18 protein-coding genes are annotated in these 14,350 nt (G+C 50.6%); 4 read left to right on the top strand and 14 right to left on the bottom strand.

The window, feature by feature from the left end; genetic code table 11:
• Positions 1–285 precede the first annotated feature (285 nt).
• The 4 genes from KSX81_RS28850 to KSX81_RS28835 all read left to right on the top strand — a co-directional run bounded on the left by KSX81_RS28850 (position 286) and on the right by KSX81_RS28835 (position 3,510).
• A complete protein-coding gene (locus KSX81_RS28850; protein WP_004294842.1) occupies positions 286–1,515 on the top strand; it encodes a site-specific integrase in 1,230 nt (409 codons plus the stop codon).
• 671 nt (positions 1,516–2,186) lie between these two features.
• Positions 2,187–2,720 (top strand): antirestriction protein ArdA, encoded by a 534-nt coding sequence (locus KSX81_RS28845; protein WP_005680369.1) that lies wholly within the window; start codon positions 2,187–2,189, stop codon positions 2,718–2,720.
• Positions 2,721–2,797: 77 nt separating this feature from the next.
• Positions 2,798–3,016: a DUF3873 domain-containing protein gene (locus tag KSX81_RS28840; RefSeq protein ID WP_005680371.1), complete on the top strand. Its 219-nt coding sequence runs from the start codon at positions 2,798–2,800 to the stop codon at positions 3,014–3,016.
• A gap of 11 nt (positions 3,017–3,027) precedes the next feature.
• Positions 3,028–3,510, top strand: a complete 483-nt coding sequence (locus KSX81_RS28835; RefSeq protein ID WP_005680372.1) for a DUF6956 domain-containing protein — start codon at positions 3,028–3,030, stop codon at positions 3,508–3,510.
• A gap of 173 nt (positions 3,511–3,683) precedes the next feature.
• On the opposite strand, the gene KSX81_RS28830 is transcribed toward KSX81_RS28835, so the two are convergent.
• The 14 genes from KSX81_RS28830 to KSX81_RS28765 all read right to left on the bottom strand — a co-directional run bounded on the left by KSX81_RS28830 (position 3,684) and on the right by KSX81_RS28765 (position 14,349).
• A complete protein-coding gene (locus tag KSX81_RS28830; RefSeq protein WP_004294838.1) occupies positions 3,684–4,004 on the bottom strand; it encodes a hypothetical protein in 321 nt (106 codons plus the stop codon).
• 12 nt (positions 4,005–4,016) lie between these two features.
• A complete protein-coding gene (locus KSX81_RS28825) occupies positions 4,017–4,475 on the bottom strand; it encodes a DUF3872 domain-containing protein (RefSeq protein ID WP_032556333.1) in 459 nt (152 codons plus the stop codon).
• Positions 4,476–4,488: 13 nt separating this feature from the next.
• On the bottom strand, positions 4,489–5,070 hold the full coding sequence (locus KSX81_RS28820) for a conjugal transfer protein TraO (RefSeq protein WP_005680374.1): 582 nt from the start codon (positions 5,068–5,070) through the stop codon (positions 4,489–4,491).
• Between the two features lie 3 nt (positions 5,071–5,073).
• Complete coding sequence (gene traN, locus KSX81_RS28815) at positions 5,074–6,009, bottom strand: conjugative transposon protein TraN (RefSeq protein WP_005680375.1); 936 nt, start codon at positions 6,007–6,009, stop codon at positions 5,074–5,076.
• A 28-nt stretch (positions 6,010–6,037) separates the two neighbouring features.
• Positions 6,038–7,360 carry a conjugative transposon protein TraM gene (gene traM / locus KSX81_RS28810; protein ID WP_005680376.1) on the bottom strand — a complete coding sequence of 441 codons (1,323 nt, stop codon included), beginning with the start codon at positions 7,358–7,360 and terminating at the stop codon, positions 6,038–6,040.
• Complete coding sequence (locus KSX81_RS28805; RefSeq protein ID WP_005680377.1) at positions 7,338–7,625, bottom strand: TraL conjugative transposon family protein; 288 nt, start codon at positions 7,623–7,625, stop codon at positions 7,338–7,340. Before KSX81_RS28805 ends, traM begins: the two co-directional genes overlap by 23 nt.
• 4 nt (positions 7,626–7,629) lie before the next feature.
• Positions 7,630–8,253: a conjugative transposon protein TraK gene (gene traK / locus KSX81_RS28800; protein WP_005680379.1), complete on the bottom strand. Its 624-nt coding sequence runs from the start codon at positions 8,251–8,253 to the stop codon at positions 7,630–7,632.
• A 22-nt stretch (positions 8,254–8,275) separates the two neighbouring features.
• Positions 8,276–9,271, bottom strand: a complete 996-nt coding sequence (traJ, locus tag KSX81_RS28795; RefSeq protein ID WP_004294831.1) for a conjugative transposon protein TraJ — start codon at positions 9,269–9,271, stop codon at positions 8,276–8,278.
• Positions 9,272–9,300: 29 nt separating this feature from the next.
• On the bottom strand, positions 9,301–9,927 hold the full coding sequence (locus KSX81_RS28790) for a DUF4141 domain-containing protein (protein WP_005680380.1): 627 nt from the start codon (positions 9,925–9,927) through the stop codon (positions 9,301–9,303).
• An 11-nt stretch (positions 9,928–9,938) separates the two neighbouring features.
• Entirely contained in the window at positions 9,939–12,452 is a 2,514-nt protein-coding gene (locus tag KSX81_RS28785; RefSeq protein WP_032570096.1) for a TraG family conjugative transposon ATPase, read from the bottom strand.
• A complete protein-coding gene (locus KSX81_RS28780; protein ID WP_010803765.1) occupies positions 12,449–12,784 on the bottom strand; it encodes a DUF4133 domain-containing protein in 336 nt (111 codons plus the stop codon). The genes KSX81_RS28785 and KSX81_RS28780 overlap by 4 nt, the downstream gene beginning before the upstream one ends.
• Before the next feature lie 10 nt (positions 12,785–12,794).
• On the bottom strand, positions 12,795–13,091 hold the full coding sequence (locus KSX81_RS28775) for a DUF4134 domain-containing protein (protein ID WP_004309970.1): 297 nt from the start codon (positions 13,089–13,091) through the stop codon (positions 12,795–12,797).
• A gap of 164 nt (positions 13,092–13,255) precedes the next feature.
• On the bottom strand, positions 13,256–13,918 hold the full coding sequence (locus KSX81_RS28770) for a hypothetical protein (protein ID WP_005680382.1): 663 nt from the start codon (positions 13,916–13,918) through the stop codon (positions 13,256–13,258).
• 2 nt (positions 13,919–13,920) lie between these two features.
• Positions 13,921–14,349: a DUF3408 domain-containing protein gene (locus KSX81_RS28765; protein WP_005680383.1), complete on the bottom strand. Its 429-nt coding sequence runs from the start codon at positions 14,347–14,349 to the stop codon at positions 13,921–13,923.
• Between the last annotated feature and the right edge of the window lies 1 nt (position 14,350).

Here is a 14,350-nt window from a genome sequence, read left to right as displayed (position 1 = left end):
CCTGTCTCTCCGCTGAACTTACTGGACAGAAATGGACAGTAAACGGACAAAAAGCTACAAATCAATGATTTGTGGCTTTTTTTATTGCCCGAAAGTCCTGCTTCCAAGACTTCAAAAGTACGGTAAAAGACAAAGTTTCGTTACTAAATCGTTACCTATTCCCCACCGGACAAAAACGGTAACGATTTGTCCATAAATGACCTGATAATGACTTGATTAGTCCATAGTCTGCATAACTCAGAAACGAGAGGTAAAAAGTAATTTTGCAACTAAAAAAAGTGAGTTATGAAATCGACATTCAAGGTTCTTTTTTATTTGAAGAAAGGTTCTGAAAAGAAAAACGGCGAGGTAATGATTATGGCACGTATCACCATTGACGGCAAACAGTGCCAGTTCAGTACGAAACAGAGCATCCAGCCCGATAACTGGAGCATTGCCGCAGGCAAAGCCAAAGGCAGGGATGCCGGAAGAATAAACGCCCTGCTGGACGACATACGTTCTTCCCTGAACACCATTTACCACGAAATGCAGCGGCGTGACAACTACGTGACCGCCGAGAAAGTGAAGAACGAGTTCTTGGGACACAGCGAGAGCCACGAAACAATCCTTTCATTGTTCCAAAAGCACAATGACGATGTGAAGCAGCTTGTGGGCATATCCAAGACGATAGCGACCTACCGCAAGTATGAAGTGACCCGCCGCCACCTTGCCGAGTTCATCCGCAGCAAGTACAACGTATCGGACATATCCATTAAGGAAATTACTCCAATGTTCATTACCGATTTTGAGTTGTATTTGCGTACCGCCTGCAAGTGCGGTTACAACACCACCGCCAAGTTCATGCAGTTCTTCAAGCGCATCATCATCATTGCCCGCAACAACGGCATACTGGTGGGTGACCCGTTCGCCAGCTACAAAATTCGGCTGGAAAAAGTGGATAGGGGCTACTTGACGGAGGACGAGATAAAAATCATCCTTAAAAAGAAAATGGTTTCCGAACGGCTGGAACACGTCAGGGACTTGTTCGTCTTTTCCTGTTTCTGCGGTTTGGCTTACAGCGATGTTGCCAACTTGCGGCAGGAGAATATCCAAAAGTCCTTTGACGGCAACCTTTGGATAATCACCAAGCGGGTAAAGACCAACACGGACGTAAATGTTCCCCTGCTGGATATTCCTAAGATGATTTTGAAGAAGTACAAGGGCAAGTTGCCGGACGGCAAGATACTTCCCGTAATCAGCAATCAGAAGCTAAACGCCTACTTGAAAGAGATTGCCGATATTTGCGGTATTAAAAAGAACCTGACATTCCACCTTGCCCGACACACGTTCGCCACGACCACCACGCTGTCAAAGGGCGTACCCATTGAAACGGTGTCCAAGATGCTGGGACACACAAATATAGAAACTACGCAAATTTACGCCCGCATCACCAACAGCAAGATAGGCAGCGATATGCAGGGGCTTGACAAGAAGTTTGTCGGCATCGAGAAAATTTACAAGGAAGTCGCCATGTGAGTTTTTAGTTACCTATATACTGTTGGTAACAGAACAGGTAACGATTTCGGTAACGAAATTCCACCTAACAAACTATATCCCAATAAAGTACATTCTTTCACCTTGCGGGCAGTCCACCGACTACCCGCATTTTTTATATCCTTTTCCCACTGGCACATTCCCCGAAACGCCAGCCGTGCGTGGCATGGCTGACTGTATTTCGTGAAAAGAGCCGTTGGAAACCCGCACAAGCGTACCGCAAGGTAAACTTGCCATACCCTTGCCTTTCCCACCCGCATGGAGTGTTCCCTAAAAGATGAAAGAGAACAGGCACTTTTCCCCAGTTTCCCTATCTGTAAATCTTCCTCTTACGCAGTCCCCCAGCCGGGACAGTCGTTTTAATCATTTCAATAGGCAAAGGTAGTTACGTGTTCTTCACGATTTTGCAAGGTCGAGCCGTTCCGGTTTGGCGAAAAAATCTTCCCTGCCTTGCGAGGTATTTTTTGCCCAAAACTTTGCAAACTCTAAACACTACCCTTTTACGCCTATGTGAAACGAAAACGACCGACCCGACCGGAAGACGCATAAAAAAAAAGTCGGATTTACGGGAAACAGGAAAAAAGTTCAGTGAAACTTCAACTCCCTCACCTCTCGAATCCGCATAAAATTAAAAACTTAAAAATTACAGCAATATGGAAGCAACGACATTATCAGCAGCAAGCGTTTATGTAGGCACTTACGCCAAGTACAACAACGGTTCATTGTCCGGCGCATGGCTCAACCTTTCGGATTATTCGGACAAGGAAGAATTTTACGAAGCCTGCCGGGAACTTCACAAGGACGAGGAAGATGTGGAATATATGTTTCAGGACTGGGAGAACGTGCCGGAGGGCTTAATCGGCGAAAGCTGGATTTCTGAAAATTTCTTTTCCCTGCGTGATGCGGTGGAGGATTTGAGCGACACCGAGCAGGAAGCCTTTTTCGTGTGGTGCAACTATAAAAGCCATGATTTAGGCGAGGAAGATGCGGACGACCTTGTACGTGATTTCCGGGATGAATATCAAGGGGAATATGACGATGAAGAAGATTTCGCCTATGAAATTATAGAAGAATGTTACGACCTGCCGGAGTTCGCAAAGACCTATTTCGATTATGAAAAGTTTGCCCGTGACCTGTTCATGTGCGATTACTGGTTTGATGACGGCTTTGTGTTCCGTGCGGCATAACAACCAATCCGGGCGGGGTGTCAAAGCCCTGCCCGTTAAAAACAACCAAGTTTATAACCGTAAAAAAATAAGACATCATGCAGTCACTTAACAAAAACGGGGTAAGCATCACCCAAACACCGGGAGAAGAAAAATACGTGAAATGTTGCTTAGGCGCATTCAGGGGACAGATTTATTTTCAATATGACTACCGCCACTTTGACGGCGAACTTTTCAGCACGGTAGCCAAAACGCTGGCAGAGTGCCGCCGCAGGCGTGACGGGTGGATAGCGAAAAAAGAACAGAGTAATAAGTAAATTTTAGGGATATGAAAACGACAGAAGTAAACAAGGAGCTTATCGGCAAGCGTTGCGAGTGTATTTTTACGGGCTTAATGGTAACGGGCGTTATCGAGGACACAGAAGAAAACGAACACACCATAGAGGTAAAAGTTCGTTTCGACCGCCCGCACCAGTGGGGCGATGATTTATATAATGATGTGTGGGCGTGGGGGCGTAAAATTGACGAGTTCGGCACGTTGCGCCATTTGCAACTGTTGGAGGACAAACCGGACTTTCAGACAATGACGGTAGTTTTCGGTGAGCCAATCAGCCAAATAGACCGCAGTGTTTTTGAAGATGTTGCAACGTGGGGTGTCTGTTCCCTGCAAGGCTGGGTAAACAGCTATGAAAGTGTCCGGTTTGTAGCCATAAACGACCATACGGCGGTCATAACGGGCGAATATAACATGGAACAGGTAAAGGTGTGGTTAGAGAAATACACGTCCATAAAGAGCCTTAAAATCAGTTGATAGAGAACGGCGGCTGTTTGCCGCCGTTACTTTCTTCCGTGAGCCTGCCAGCGGGTGAAGAAAGTAACAAAGAAGCCGCTCGTTTCCCTATCATGGAAACAGCCCGCCGATGCTTCCCGGCGGGCTGTCTGCCCAATATTTACGCTTTGCGTATCATTAAACGAATATCACAGCTACAAATCCTCACAGTGAATAAATTTTACACTAAGTATGCACACGGTTTCTTCTTCCTCGATGTCGTATTTCCAAGTCCGCTTATTGACAAGCATTTCCGTGTCGTTGTCAAACCATTCCATAACGGGCATATCTTCTTCTTCGTCCACCCATTTGAAAACCTGATTGGACGGTATTTTCCACAATTCAGCCCTGTCACGTGCGGAAATGCAGTCCTTATCCACGATAATGATGTCACCTACTGCCGGAACCGTATCTGTTTCCAACGTGGTTTCTATATACCACGAGATACCTTTTATATCCAATTCTATTTTTACCATGTCATTTTATTGTTAGGGGGTTATTGTTTCCGTTTCTTCTTCGCTGTTGTCATTATTAAATGATAGTGTAAGTTGCTGCATCTGTCCGAAGCTGTCGATAATATAAATGTCAATCGTCTGCTGGTCTGTCGATGCCGAGGTGTAGTAGAGCCGGAATGTTTCTTTCTCCAGCGGGTAAAGGTCATTGGGCAGGAACACCGTGCCGTTGTCCATTTCCAGCTTCCCTTTGCCGTCCGGCTGGAAGTACCTTATCCGATAGGTAGTCGGCTGATAGTAACCCTCACGCACCAACTGGCAGCGTATTTCAGCGGTTTCCCCGACTTTCAGCCTTTTGGGTACTGGCAGCGTTTCGATGCTGAACGGGTACGCCTGCTGAATATCCAAACTGTCATTACAGGCGGTGACAAGCACAAGGGCGGCCACGATGTAGCAGCCCATGATGATTTTATACATTACATTCTTCATATACATTATTATATAGGGGTCAGTTGATAATGAATTTTACTCCCAAAGATACCTGCGTGTGGAACTTGCCTATGTCCGAGCCGAACAACGCCCGTTCCCTTGCGTTCAGCAGCAGAGCCACCCGGTCGGTCAGGTAGGCTTCCAGTTCCAGCGTGAGCGCACCGCCGTAAATGAAGCAGTCCTTATCCAGCAAGGTAGAACCGTCCGGCAGCAGTTTTTCGCTTTTGTTGCTCACCTCATACCCGGCGAGTGCCGACAATCCCAGCGAGAGGAAAAAAGTCTTTCGCCTGTCCGAAAGGAATTTCAGGTAATAGCCGCCCTCTGCGGTGAACTGTTCGACTGGTATCTGCATATCCTTGTAGTCATACTTCTTGTGCAGGTATTCCCCACCAATCACCCAGCGGTTTGCGTTCTTGGTGTAAACGCTGTATGCCGCCCCGATGTGGTAGGCGAAATCCGTGTTGTCATTCCAATGCACCCCGTCCGTCATGCCCGCCGTGACCTGCAAGCCTTTCATACCCGGCAGGTATCTTTGTGCGTGTACCTGAAACGAGGTCAGGCACAGCGCAAAGAGCATCATTATAAAGATGTGTTTCTTCATTCCCTATTTGATTTTGAGTTCGTTAATCACTTCTGCGTTCACGATGTCGGCGTTCTCTACCCGGATAACCTGATGCCGCCCGCCGTTTTTCTCGTAGAGTTCCACCAACAGTAGCTTATCGTCCGGTATGGTGAACTTCGGCAGGGCGTACACAGTGCGGACGGTACTTTTCCCGGCAATCTCTACTACCTCGTTGTAACTGCGTACCGCATCCAGCACCGTTTCCTGAATAGCCGTGCGTTTGGGTACTTTCTTATCGACTATCTTAAACTTGATGAAGTCGGTATCGAAAGGCACGTTGGAACTGTTCTTCGTCTGCGTGTGTACATAGAGCATCCCGTTATAGGTGTAAATCCCCTTGATTAAGAACTGTATGCCGAAACGCTTGCTACCCAAGTGGCGCACTTTGCGGTCGTTGTTCTTGTAGATGCTCTGCATTATCAGTTTCACCAATAGCGGGCTTTCGTTGCCCAGTTCCCGGAAGTAGATGTTCATGCGGGTATGCGAAAAGTCAGACGTATCTTCATTTTCCAAGAAGTCTTTCATTTCGATATTGAGCATTTCCGGTTCACGGGCGTATTTGGCGTTGAACGAAAAGAAACTGCCGTCCTCGCAAATGACGGAGAAGTTCGTTTCGCCCGGAAAGCCCTCTGTCGTGGCTTTCACCCGGATTACGTTCTCCGCACCGTCCGCCTTGCCCGCTATGATGTGGTTGCTTCCCAAATCGACATAGCGGACGGCGGCGGGGAAGATGATATGCACCGTCTTGGCAAAGGTCACTTCCACGCCGTAGGGCGTTACCATTTGGCGGTACGGGAGTTTCCGGGTAATGCCCCGGTACAAGTCGTTGCCAGCCGCATACTTCACGGTGTCGGTTTCCTGTGCGTTTGCCGCACACACGCCCAGCAAGAGGGCGAACATTACAAAAATCTGTTTCATTGTTGATTGAAATTTTAGTGGTTAATAATTATTGTTGTTTGGCGTAAAGCATCACCTTGTACCCGGCTTTCAGCTTCACTTTCACGGTTCGGAACTTCTTGGCGAGGTAGCCGGACGTTCCTTGCAGCAAGCCCCTTGTCACGTCCATAGCCACCTGCTGCCCGGCACTTTGGGCAAAGGATATGCTTGTACCCAGCCCGCTACCGATGTTCGCCATTGCTTCGTTGAACGCTTCCTGTTCCATTGAGGACGGGACGGACAGCCCCTTTTGCCCGTCCGTGTCGAACACGGCAAGCTCCACCGGGATGATGTTGCCAGCGTACTCAATCGAAGACACCAGTATGTCGAGCCGTTCGCCCTGCACCTTTGCCGTACCCGCTACAAGGGTATTTTTCGGCACGACTATGTTCCCGGCCTGCATAGGTTCGAGCAGCCGGAGTTTCACCGCCTGCCCGTCCGTCAGCGTTTGGTCTTGGTGGATGCAGGCGGCTACCGTGTTCTTTCCCATAGCGTAGCCCGTGCCTACCGCCGTGTTGAAGCCGTAGTTTCGTGGCTGGCTGTAAGCACGGATGAAGTCGGCATCGTTCATGGGCTGCTGCAATCCCGATACGGTCGTTTCCCGGATTGCTTGCACGGGTTGGGCTTGCGGCTTTTGGGTGACAGTCCCGGCAACAGGCACTTGTGCCACCTGCCCGTTCTGCCCGCCGTCATTTATATACCTTGCCGCCAGTTCGTAGGACTTTTCCAAGAGTGCCATTTGGTCGTCAGTGGTGGGTGTGGCGTTCTGCTGTTGTTGCAGTCGGTCGGTCAGTTCCGCCACCTGCCGCTTCAAGTCCTCTTTTTCCTCGTCCACCGCCGGGGTTTCGTAGAACGTGCTTAACTGGCGGTTGATGTCCCGGTAAGCCGCCCGTGAAGAAGCACCGCCGCCCCTTTGGGGCTTCGCATCATCTTCCGGCATCAGGTCGATTTCCGCTTGCGGTTCTTCCGTTTCATCGTCCCCCGTGAAACCGAAGTCCTGCAAGGATTGTATCTTGTCCTGCTGTTTGCGGTTCAGCATTGCTTGTTCGTATGCCTTTTGCTTGTCGGCTATAATCCCGTCCTCTGCGGGCAGGGGTATGTCGGCGTTGAAGCCGCCCACGCTTTCCACATTCACATTCTCTTTGCCGGAGGGGGCGAATATCAGGTACATGCACCCGGCAAAGGCAAGGAACATCAGCGGGAAGACTATCATTTTCCTGCGCTGCTGTACCTGTTGGGGTGTCAGTTCCTTTTTAGGCTTATTTTCTTTTGGGGGCTTCCCATTTGTTGGTGAAGTAGATATGCTACTTTCATTCTTCTGTACTTCGTCCATTGTTCAGTCTGTTTAATAAGTTGATACTGTCGCTATCGTGTAGCGGGTATTGTTTGATGTGTTCTATTTGCAGCCGCCTGCCGTCCCGTTTCCCGATATTGTAGATTGATGAAACGGTGATGTAGATAGACAAGCCGCCGAAAAAGAAGAACATCACGAGGATAACCGCCAGCCTTTTGCCCGGCGTAATCCGTCCGCACATCCGGCGCAGGCAGTCGTCCGCCCAGTCTTGTACTTTTCCGATATAACTCTGTTTCCTTTCCATACGGCTATCTTTTGACGGTTTGTAAATCCTTGTTTTCGGTAATGGTGAACGCTTCGATGATGAAGCCGTGCGGGTTGTTGTCGCTCCGTGTGGCGTTGAGCAGGCGGCACGAGGTCACAAGGCTGCGCACCGTCAGGCTGCTTTCCCGGACAATCAACTGGCGGGCGTAGGTGTTCACCTTGTAGGGGTACTGGTCGAAGTCGCACTTCACGCTGTCAATCTCCACCGTCTGCGTGACGTTCCCCGAAATCACCCGGTTGTAGTAACCCTTTTCCGCCAAGTCCTTGTAATAGTTGAAAGCGGTCTTGTCGGCAAGGAACAGTGAGCGTTTGATATTACTTTCGATAGCCCCCTTGTCGGGCGATAAGGTGAAAAACAGTTCGTGAAAACGCCGCACGTGTGATTTGGCTTCCACTGGTCTGTTCTGTGCCATGTCCTGCGAGAGTGCCAGCATCAGGCTTTTGCCGTTGTCGAGGACGTATATCTTCTGCCGCTGCTTCTCGGCGAAGCTGTACGAGTTCCACACGGCAAAGCCCGTCACCAGTGCGCACAGGCAGATGAATACCAGCGCAAAGAGCCGGATTTGCCGGAAACTCGTTTCGATATTGTTCAATGACTTAAATTCCATATCCTTAAAAAATTGATGTTGTTTATTTGAGTAGTTTTCCCGATACCTTTCCACCGACTGCGCCAACCGCAGCCCCGGCGACCGACCCGGCTTTCGACACGTTGCGGTTATAGGCGGACATACCGCCAGCCGACACAATCCAGCTTGCCACCGTTGGAATGGTGAAGTAACCCACGATGCCAATAATCATAAAGATTACATACACGGTGCTGCTCCCGTCAGGGATGAAATTCGGGTCTGAAAGTTCCTGAATATCCTTTTGGAGCATCAGCGTTTGTATGCGAGCCAGCACACTGCTGAACAAGTCCGACACGGGTAGCCACAGGTAAATGGAGATATAGCGTGAAATCCACTGGGTCAGCGTGCTTTGGAAACCGTCATAGACGGAAATGGCGAACGCTAGCGGACCCAGTATCGAAAGTACAATCAGGAAGAACGTGCGTAGCGTGTCTATAATCAGCCCCGCCGCCTGAAAGAGCATTTCCAGCAATTCCCTGAACCAGTCCCGGACGGACTTCTTGATGTTATAAGCCGCCCTGTCCATGTACATACCCGTCATAGTCACCATGTCGGAGGGCGACCAACCCAGTTCTTCCAGTTGCCTGTCAAATTCCTCGTCCGATGCGAGGTAAGCCGTTTCGGGGCTTCGCATCAGGGCTTCATATTCCAGTCGGTCTTTCTGCGCCCGGTACTCGTTCATGTCGAAAGTCTGCGTTTCCATAAGCTGGTTGCACCCTTTTACCACTGGCGACAATACCGTGTTGATAGTCCCCAACACGAAAGTTGGAAAAAACATGATACACAGCCCCAGCGCAAAGGGACGGAGTAGCGGGTACACGTCTATGGGTTCGGCACGTGCGAGCGACTGCCACACTTTGGCGGCTACATAGAACAAAGCTCCCAGCCCGGCTATCCCTTTGGCTACCCCCGTCATGTTGCCGCACAAGGGCATCATTTCATCGTACAGCACCCGCAACACTTGGTGCAGGTTGTCAAAATCCACTGCTGCTAATAACATAGGCATACTAATTAAGTGGTTGTATCATGTTACCAATAGCGTTCATCCGCCGAGCCGTAGAGAGCCAACACCCGGTCGGTGTCGTTCTTCTTCTTCGCCCGCAGGTAGGACACGGATATGTTCTTGCGGGTGTAGTAGTTCACAAGGTTGCGGTAGTTGAGCAAACTTCGATAAGCGTTGTCGATGATTGCTAACCGTTCGGCATCCGTCAGCGACATACCCGTGATGTTCACTACATTTTTCAAGTCCTGCAACACGTCCGAGCTTTCCGACATCAGTTTGGCATAGCCGAACGATATTGCGGAAAGTTCGTCAGGCGTGAAATTCGGGTCTGCCAGCATGTTTTGGAAATTGCGCACGTAGATTTCGGATATTTCCGCCACCAGTTCAATGGACTTCTTCACCTTGACACCGCCCTTAACCACGTCATGCACCGCTTTGAGCGCATCGTAATATTTTTTACCCTGCTGGAAAATCTTCTGCGCTTCCATAAAGCCGTCCAGCGTGTTCTTGGCTGTGGTAGAGGTCTGCACTATCTGCTTTGTGGTGTTAATGATACCCTGTGCCAAGTTGCCGGGGTCTGACACCACCCACTGGGCGGATGCCCTGCCGATGAAGCAAAGGCACACCGCCATAAAGAGGATTATTTTCTTCATGTTCCTAATTTTTAAGTTGTTGATGATTGGGGATTACGTTTGCTTTCCGCAAGCCGCTTGATAGCCAGTTCAAGGTTGCCGCCCAGCTTCTCGGCGAGGGCGAACAGTTCCATTTTCTCGCTTTCCTCTGTCGTGAACGTGTAATATTCTTCCAGCGAAACTTCTGTGGCGTACACTGCCGACTGCGTGCCGCCCAGCGAGAAGAAAACTTCCTTGTACTTCCGTCCGGGGTGGTTCGCCATGTTGATAGACAATATTTGCGAACGCTCCTTGTCGGTCAGTCCCAGCAGGTTTTGTATGCTGTCGAACTTGTTCAGGTATTTTCGCTGGTCTAACAGGATTTTGCAGTCCGAGTTGTTGATGATACTCTCTTTCACGATTGGGGAAGAAATAATATCCTCAATCTCTTGCGTGACTACAATCGCTTCCCCGAAATATTTTCGGACTGTTTTGTAGAGGTAGCGGATATAGTCTGCCATGTTCGCCGATGCAATCGCTTTCCACGCTTCTTCAATTAGTATTAACTTCCTTATTCCCTTTAACTTGCGCATCTTGTTTATAAAGGCTTCCATGATGATGATAGTCGTTATCGGGAATAAAATCTTGTGGTCTTTGATGTTGTCCAATTCAAAGACTATGAAGCGTTTATGCAGCAAATCCAGTTCCTTGTCGGAGTTCAGCAGGTAGTCGTATTCACCGCCACGATAGTACGGTTCAAGCACGTTCAGGAAATTGTCAATGTCAAAATCCTTTTCCCTGACGTTCTTCTGTTCAAGCTGTCGGCGGTAATCATCCCGGACAAACTCGTAGAACGTGTTGAAGCAGGGTGTTACCGACCTGTCACCCGTGATACGTTCGATATAGGCACTTACCGCATTGGACAACGCCACTTCTTCCGACCGCTTCGGGGCTTCATCGTCCCGCTTCCAAAGGGTGAGTATCAGGGTCTTGATACTCTCTTTCTTCTCGATGTCAAATACCCCGTCTTCGACATAGAACGGGTTGAACGCTATCGGGTTCTCGTTGGTGTAGGTGAAATAAATCCCGTCCTCGCCGTGCGTGCGGTTGTGGATAAGCTGGGACAGCCCCAAGTAACTGTTACCCGTATCTACCAGCAGCACGTGCGCACCCTGCTCGTAATACTGGCGCACCATGTGGTTGGTGAAGAAAGACTTCCCGCTACCGCTCGGCCCAAGTATAAACTTGTTGCGGTTGGTGGTGATGCCTTTCTTCATGGGCAAATCCGATATGTCGATGTGCAGCGGGCGACCGCTTACCCTGTCCACCATTTTGATACCGAACGGGGAAAGCGAACTCTTGTAGTTCGTTTCTTCCACGAACAGGCAGAGAGCCTGCCCCAAGAACGTGTAGAAACTTTCCTCTGCGGGGAAGTCGGCTTCGTTGCCGGGTATGCCCGCCCAAAAGAGCGTGGGCGTGTCGGTGGTGTTGTGGCGTGGCTTGCACTCCATCAGGGCAAGCTGGCTTCCCACATCGTTGCGTATGCGTTTGAGTTCGTCCCTATCGTCACTCCATGCCATGACGTTGCAGTGGCAGCGCACCGAGATAAGCCCCTTGCTATGCGCTTCGTTCAGGTACTCGTCTATCCACTCCTTGTTCACTTGGTTGGCACGGGAGTAGCGGGAGAGCGATTGCATATTCCGGGCGGTCTGCTCGAAGTTCTTCAGGTTTTCGGCGTGGTCGTCTATGAAGATGAACTGGTTATAGACGTGGTTACACGACAACAGCACGCCCACCGGGGCGGCAAAACTTAACCTGCAATCGCTCCGGTCAGTAGACAGCTTCTCAAATCGGCAGTCCGTCCCGACCTTTCCGGGTAAATCTTCCACGTCCGAAAGCGTGTGCAGGCACAGAATATCGTCCCCGACACGCATTTCTTCCGGGTACAGCCCGATGTCTTTCAGGCAGGTAGTATCGGTTTGCGAGAGCGAGAAGTATTTCTCGATGATGCCCGCCTTGCCGTCCTGCCCGGTGATTTCCGATGCCGCCAGCCGGGTAAGGGTGACAAAACCGCTGTCGTTCATGATGCGCTCGAACTGCCCGACCGCTTCGATGAACTTTGCCGCCGCTTCCTTGTCGGCTATCTCCTGCGGAACAATCCTGCCCCGGCAGAGGGTGGAGAAGTCGCTCTGTCGGCGGCTTCTCTCCCTTGTCGTTTTCGTCAGGAACAGGTAGCAGTAATGGTTCAGGAACGGGCGTTCATTGAAGTGCCGTTCAAAGGAGCGGCTTAAAAAACTAAGCTCGTCCCTTTCGGTGTCGGGCTGGTAGCTCTCCTTGATGAAGAAGTCCTGCTTGTGTACTATGGAGTAGTCGGGCAGCACCTTGATTGCCTTGTACCATGCCGAATGTATGGCTTCGTACTCGGCACTGGTGACGGTGAACAGTTCGGGCAGTTCCACCCGGAAAGCCACCGTTATGTCTGCATCTTTTGAAATGATGCAGCCGTTCTCCACCGCCAAAAGTGGAAATTTTCTTTCCAGCGTGGTAGCCTTTAATGTATTCCTCATGTTCTTTCTTCCTTTCTTCTTTTGTAGTTGAACAGCCGGGGTATCGCCTTTCGGCTGATAATGAAGCGTGGGTGTCTTTTGCGTGCGGCTGCTTTCATCAGCCCGTGCGTGCCGTACCGTGCGTTGAGCCGGAACGTCTGCCACACGAGCAGCAGCGAAGCCGACACGATGAAACCGATACATAGCCACTGGTTCACGCCTGCCATGAACAGGACGATGAACACCACGAACACGGCGAGCAAGCCGCCGCAAAAGATAAAGAGGTACTGGCTTTTTAACCCCTTGAATTCCACTGGCTTCCCGATACCCCTGTTTACCGGATATTCAGACATAGCCGCTGGTTTAGAGGAAGAACGACCGCAGGATAGTGGCGGCAACAATTAAAAAAATGCACGCCCCGAACCAACTGGCGGCGGTCTTTGAGGTGTCGGGGTCGCCGCTCGAAAATTTGTTATATACTTTTACCCCGCCAATCAAGCCGCAGACCGCCCCGATTGCGTACACCAGTTTTGTTCCGGGGTCGAAATACCCGGTGATTAGGTTCGTGGCTTCGGTGATGCCCGCTTGCCCGTTGCCCTGTGCGTAGGCACTTACCGCAGCGGCAAGGATAGCCGCCGACAAAAAGATTTTCTTTCTCATTGTGATTTGTTTTTAATGCCGGGCGGCGGGTGGGAAGTCCGCCTTTCCCGGCTGGTGAATAATTTGAAATTTTAGTGGTCGGGGATAGTCCCGTTTGTCTGTTTGGTTTTCAGGTTGCCAATCAACCGTAGTCACGTTGCTTCATATTGTTACACGTTATTATATTATAGGAAATCGTTCATGTCGAACGCTTCGTGTTCCTTGCTTGTATTGCCAGCTTCGGCAGGGACAGCAGCCGTAGCCAGTTCCGCTTCGTTGCGTCCCAGCAGTTCCGCCACCTTTGCCAGCCCGCCGTTGATGTTCTCCACCACCGCATCGTAGAGGTTCGTCCCCTCAATGCTTGCCAGTGTCCCGGCTGCTTGCCGTTTCTCCGTTTCGGTGGGGTTGTCGGCGTTCGCCGTGCGTACCGCTTCGCCCAGTTCGTCAAAGCTCACGCCCGTAGCCCGCCCGGTATCATCGTCACCGTCCATGTATCCGGCTATTTCCTCGTCCTCGTAGTCGGGTTCGTCATTCTCGTAACCGGGCGTTTCTTCCGCTTCGGGTGCTGCTTCCGAAATGTTTTCTTCCGGCTGTCCGTCAGCCTGCGGCGCAAAAATAGTATCATTTTCAACCGCTTGCGGGAGGTGTCCCGATTTGTCCTGCGCTGTCCCGATTAGTCCGCCCTTGTATTGGCTTTCACCTATCAGCGTGTAGCCTGAAACCCCGTTTCGTGGAAGCAGCGCATCATCCGTTCTGCCCGCTGATGTCCGGCTGTCCGTGTAGCGATACCACAGCCATAAGGCGATATAGTACACCAAAAGCCCGGTAAGTATGCAATAGATTACCATAATCAGACAGGCTTTTGGAAGTGGCTTTCGTACAGGGTGTTTATCTCGTCTTGGTACTGCTCGAAGTGGCGCAGCAGAATGTTTTCCACGTAGCTGCTTACCGTCACCTTGCGCCCGCCTATCACCGTCACGATACGCATCAGCTTCTCGTGTGTGGTACGGCTCACGTACAAGGGCTGTCGGTCTGCCAGTTCCACTTTCTGAAAGTAGGTTTCCCGGTAGTCACCCGAACCGCCCTTGCGCTTGCGGTTTGTCGTTTTCTCCACCCGCACCGTTTCAGTCTGCCGTCCCTCGTGGGCGGTTTCCGTTTCGCCGCCGGGCTGCGGTGCATCATCCGGCTGGCTCTCCCGCTTGGCTGGTACGCCCTGCGAGATAAGTTCTTTCATGAAATCCTCGTCTATCTTCGGCATCCCGCCGCTTTGCTTTGCCATA

This window comes from Bacteroides sp. MSK.18.37 (genome assembly GCF_019129155.2).
GTDB classification, from domain to species: Bacteria; Bacteroidota; Bacteroidia; order Bacteroidales; family Bacteroidaceae; genus Bacteroides; species Bacteroides ovatus.
The sequence above is the reverse complement of the archived record's forward strand: the minus strand, read 5'-3'. Positions and strand labels throughout refer to the sequence as shown.

Bases quoted from the DNA above. Each gene is read 5' to 3' on its own strand.
- KSX81_RS28850 (WP_004294842.1), top strand. From the start codon at position 286: ATGAAATCGACATTCAAGGTTCTTTTTTATTTGAAGAAAGGTTCTGAA.
- KSX81_RS28845 (WP_005680369.1), top strand. From the start codon at position 2,187: ATGGAAGCAACGACATTATCAGCAGCAAGCGTTTATGTAGGCACTTAC.
- KSX81_RS28840 (WP_005680371.1), top strand. From the start codon at position 2,798: ATGCAGTCACTTAACAAAAACGGGGTAAGCATCACCCAAACACCGGGA.
- KSX81_RS28835 (WP_005680372.1), top strand. From the start codon at position 3,028: ATGAAAACGACAGAAGTAAACAAGGAGCTTATCGGCAAGCGTTGCGAG.
- KSX81_RS28830 (WP_004294838.1), bottom strand. From the start codon at position 4,004: ATGGTAAAAATAGAATTGGATATAAAAGGTATCTCGTGGTATATAGAA.
- KSX81_RS28825 (WP_032556333.1), bottom strand. From the start codon at position 4,475: ATGTATATGAAGAATGTAATGTATAAAATCATCATGGGCTGCTACATC.
- KSX81_RS28820 (WP_005680374.1), bottom strand. From the start codon at position 5,070: ATGAAGAAACACATCTTTATAATGATGCTCTTTGCGCTGTGCCTGACC.
- traN (WP_005680375.1), bottom strand. From the start codon at position 6,009: ATGAAACAGATTTTTGTAATGTTCGCCCTCTTGCTGGGCGTGTGTGCG.
- traM (WP_005680376.1), bottom strand. From the start codon at position 7,360: ATGGACGAAGTACAGAAGAATGAAAGTAGCATATCTACTTCACCAACA.
- KSX81_RS28805 (WP_005680377.1), bottom strand. From the start codon at position 7,625: ATGGAAAGGAAACAGAGTTATATCGGAAAAGTACAAGACTGGGCGGAC.
- traK (WP_005680379.1), bottom strand. From the start codon at position 8,253: ATGGAATTTAAGTCATTGAACAATATCGAAACGAGTTTCCGGCAAATC.
- traJ (WP_004294831.1), bottom strand. From the start codon at position 9,271: ATGTTATTAGCAGCAGTGGATTTTGACAACCTGCACCAAGTGTTGCGG.
- KSX81_RS28790 (WP_005680380.1), bottom strand. From the start codon at position 9,927: ATGAAGAAAATAATCCTCTTTATGGCGGTGTGCCTTTGCTTCATCGGC.
- KSX81_RS28785 (WP_032570096.1), bottom strand. From the start codon at position 12,452: ATGAGGAATACATTAAAGGCTACCACGCTGGAAAGAAAATTTCCACTT.
- KSX81_RS28780 (WP_010803765.1), bottom strand. From the start codon at position 12,784: ATGTCTGAATATCCGGTAAACAGGGGTATCGGGAAGCCAGTGGAATTC.
- KSX81_RS28775 (WP_004309970.1), bottom strand. From the start codon at position 13,091: ATGAGAAAGAAAATCTTTTTGTCGGCGGCTATCCTTGCCGCTGCGGTA.
- KSX81_RS28770 (WP_005680382.1), bottom strand. From the start codon at position 13,918: ATGGTAATCTATTGCATACTTACCGGGCTTTTGGTGTACTATATCGCC.
- KSX81_RS28765 (WP_005680383.1), bottom strand. From the start codon at position 14,349: ATGGCAAAGCAAAGCGGCGGGATGCCGAAGATAGACGAGGATTTCATG.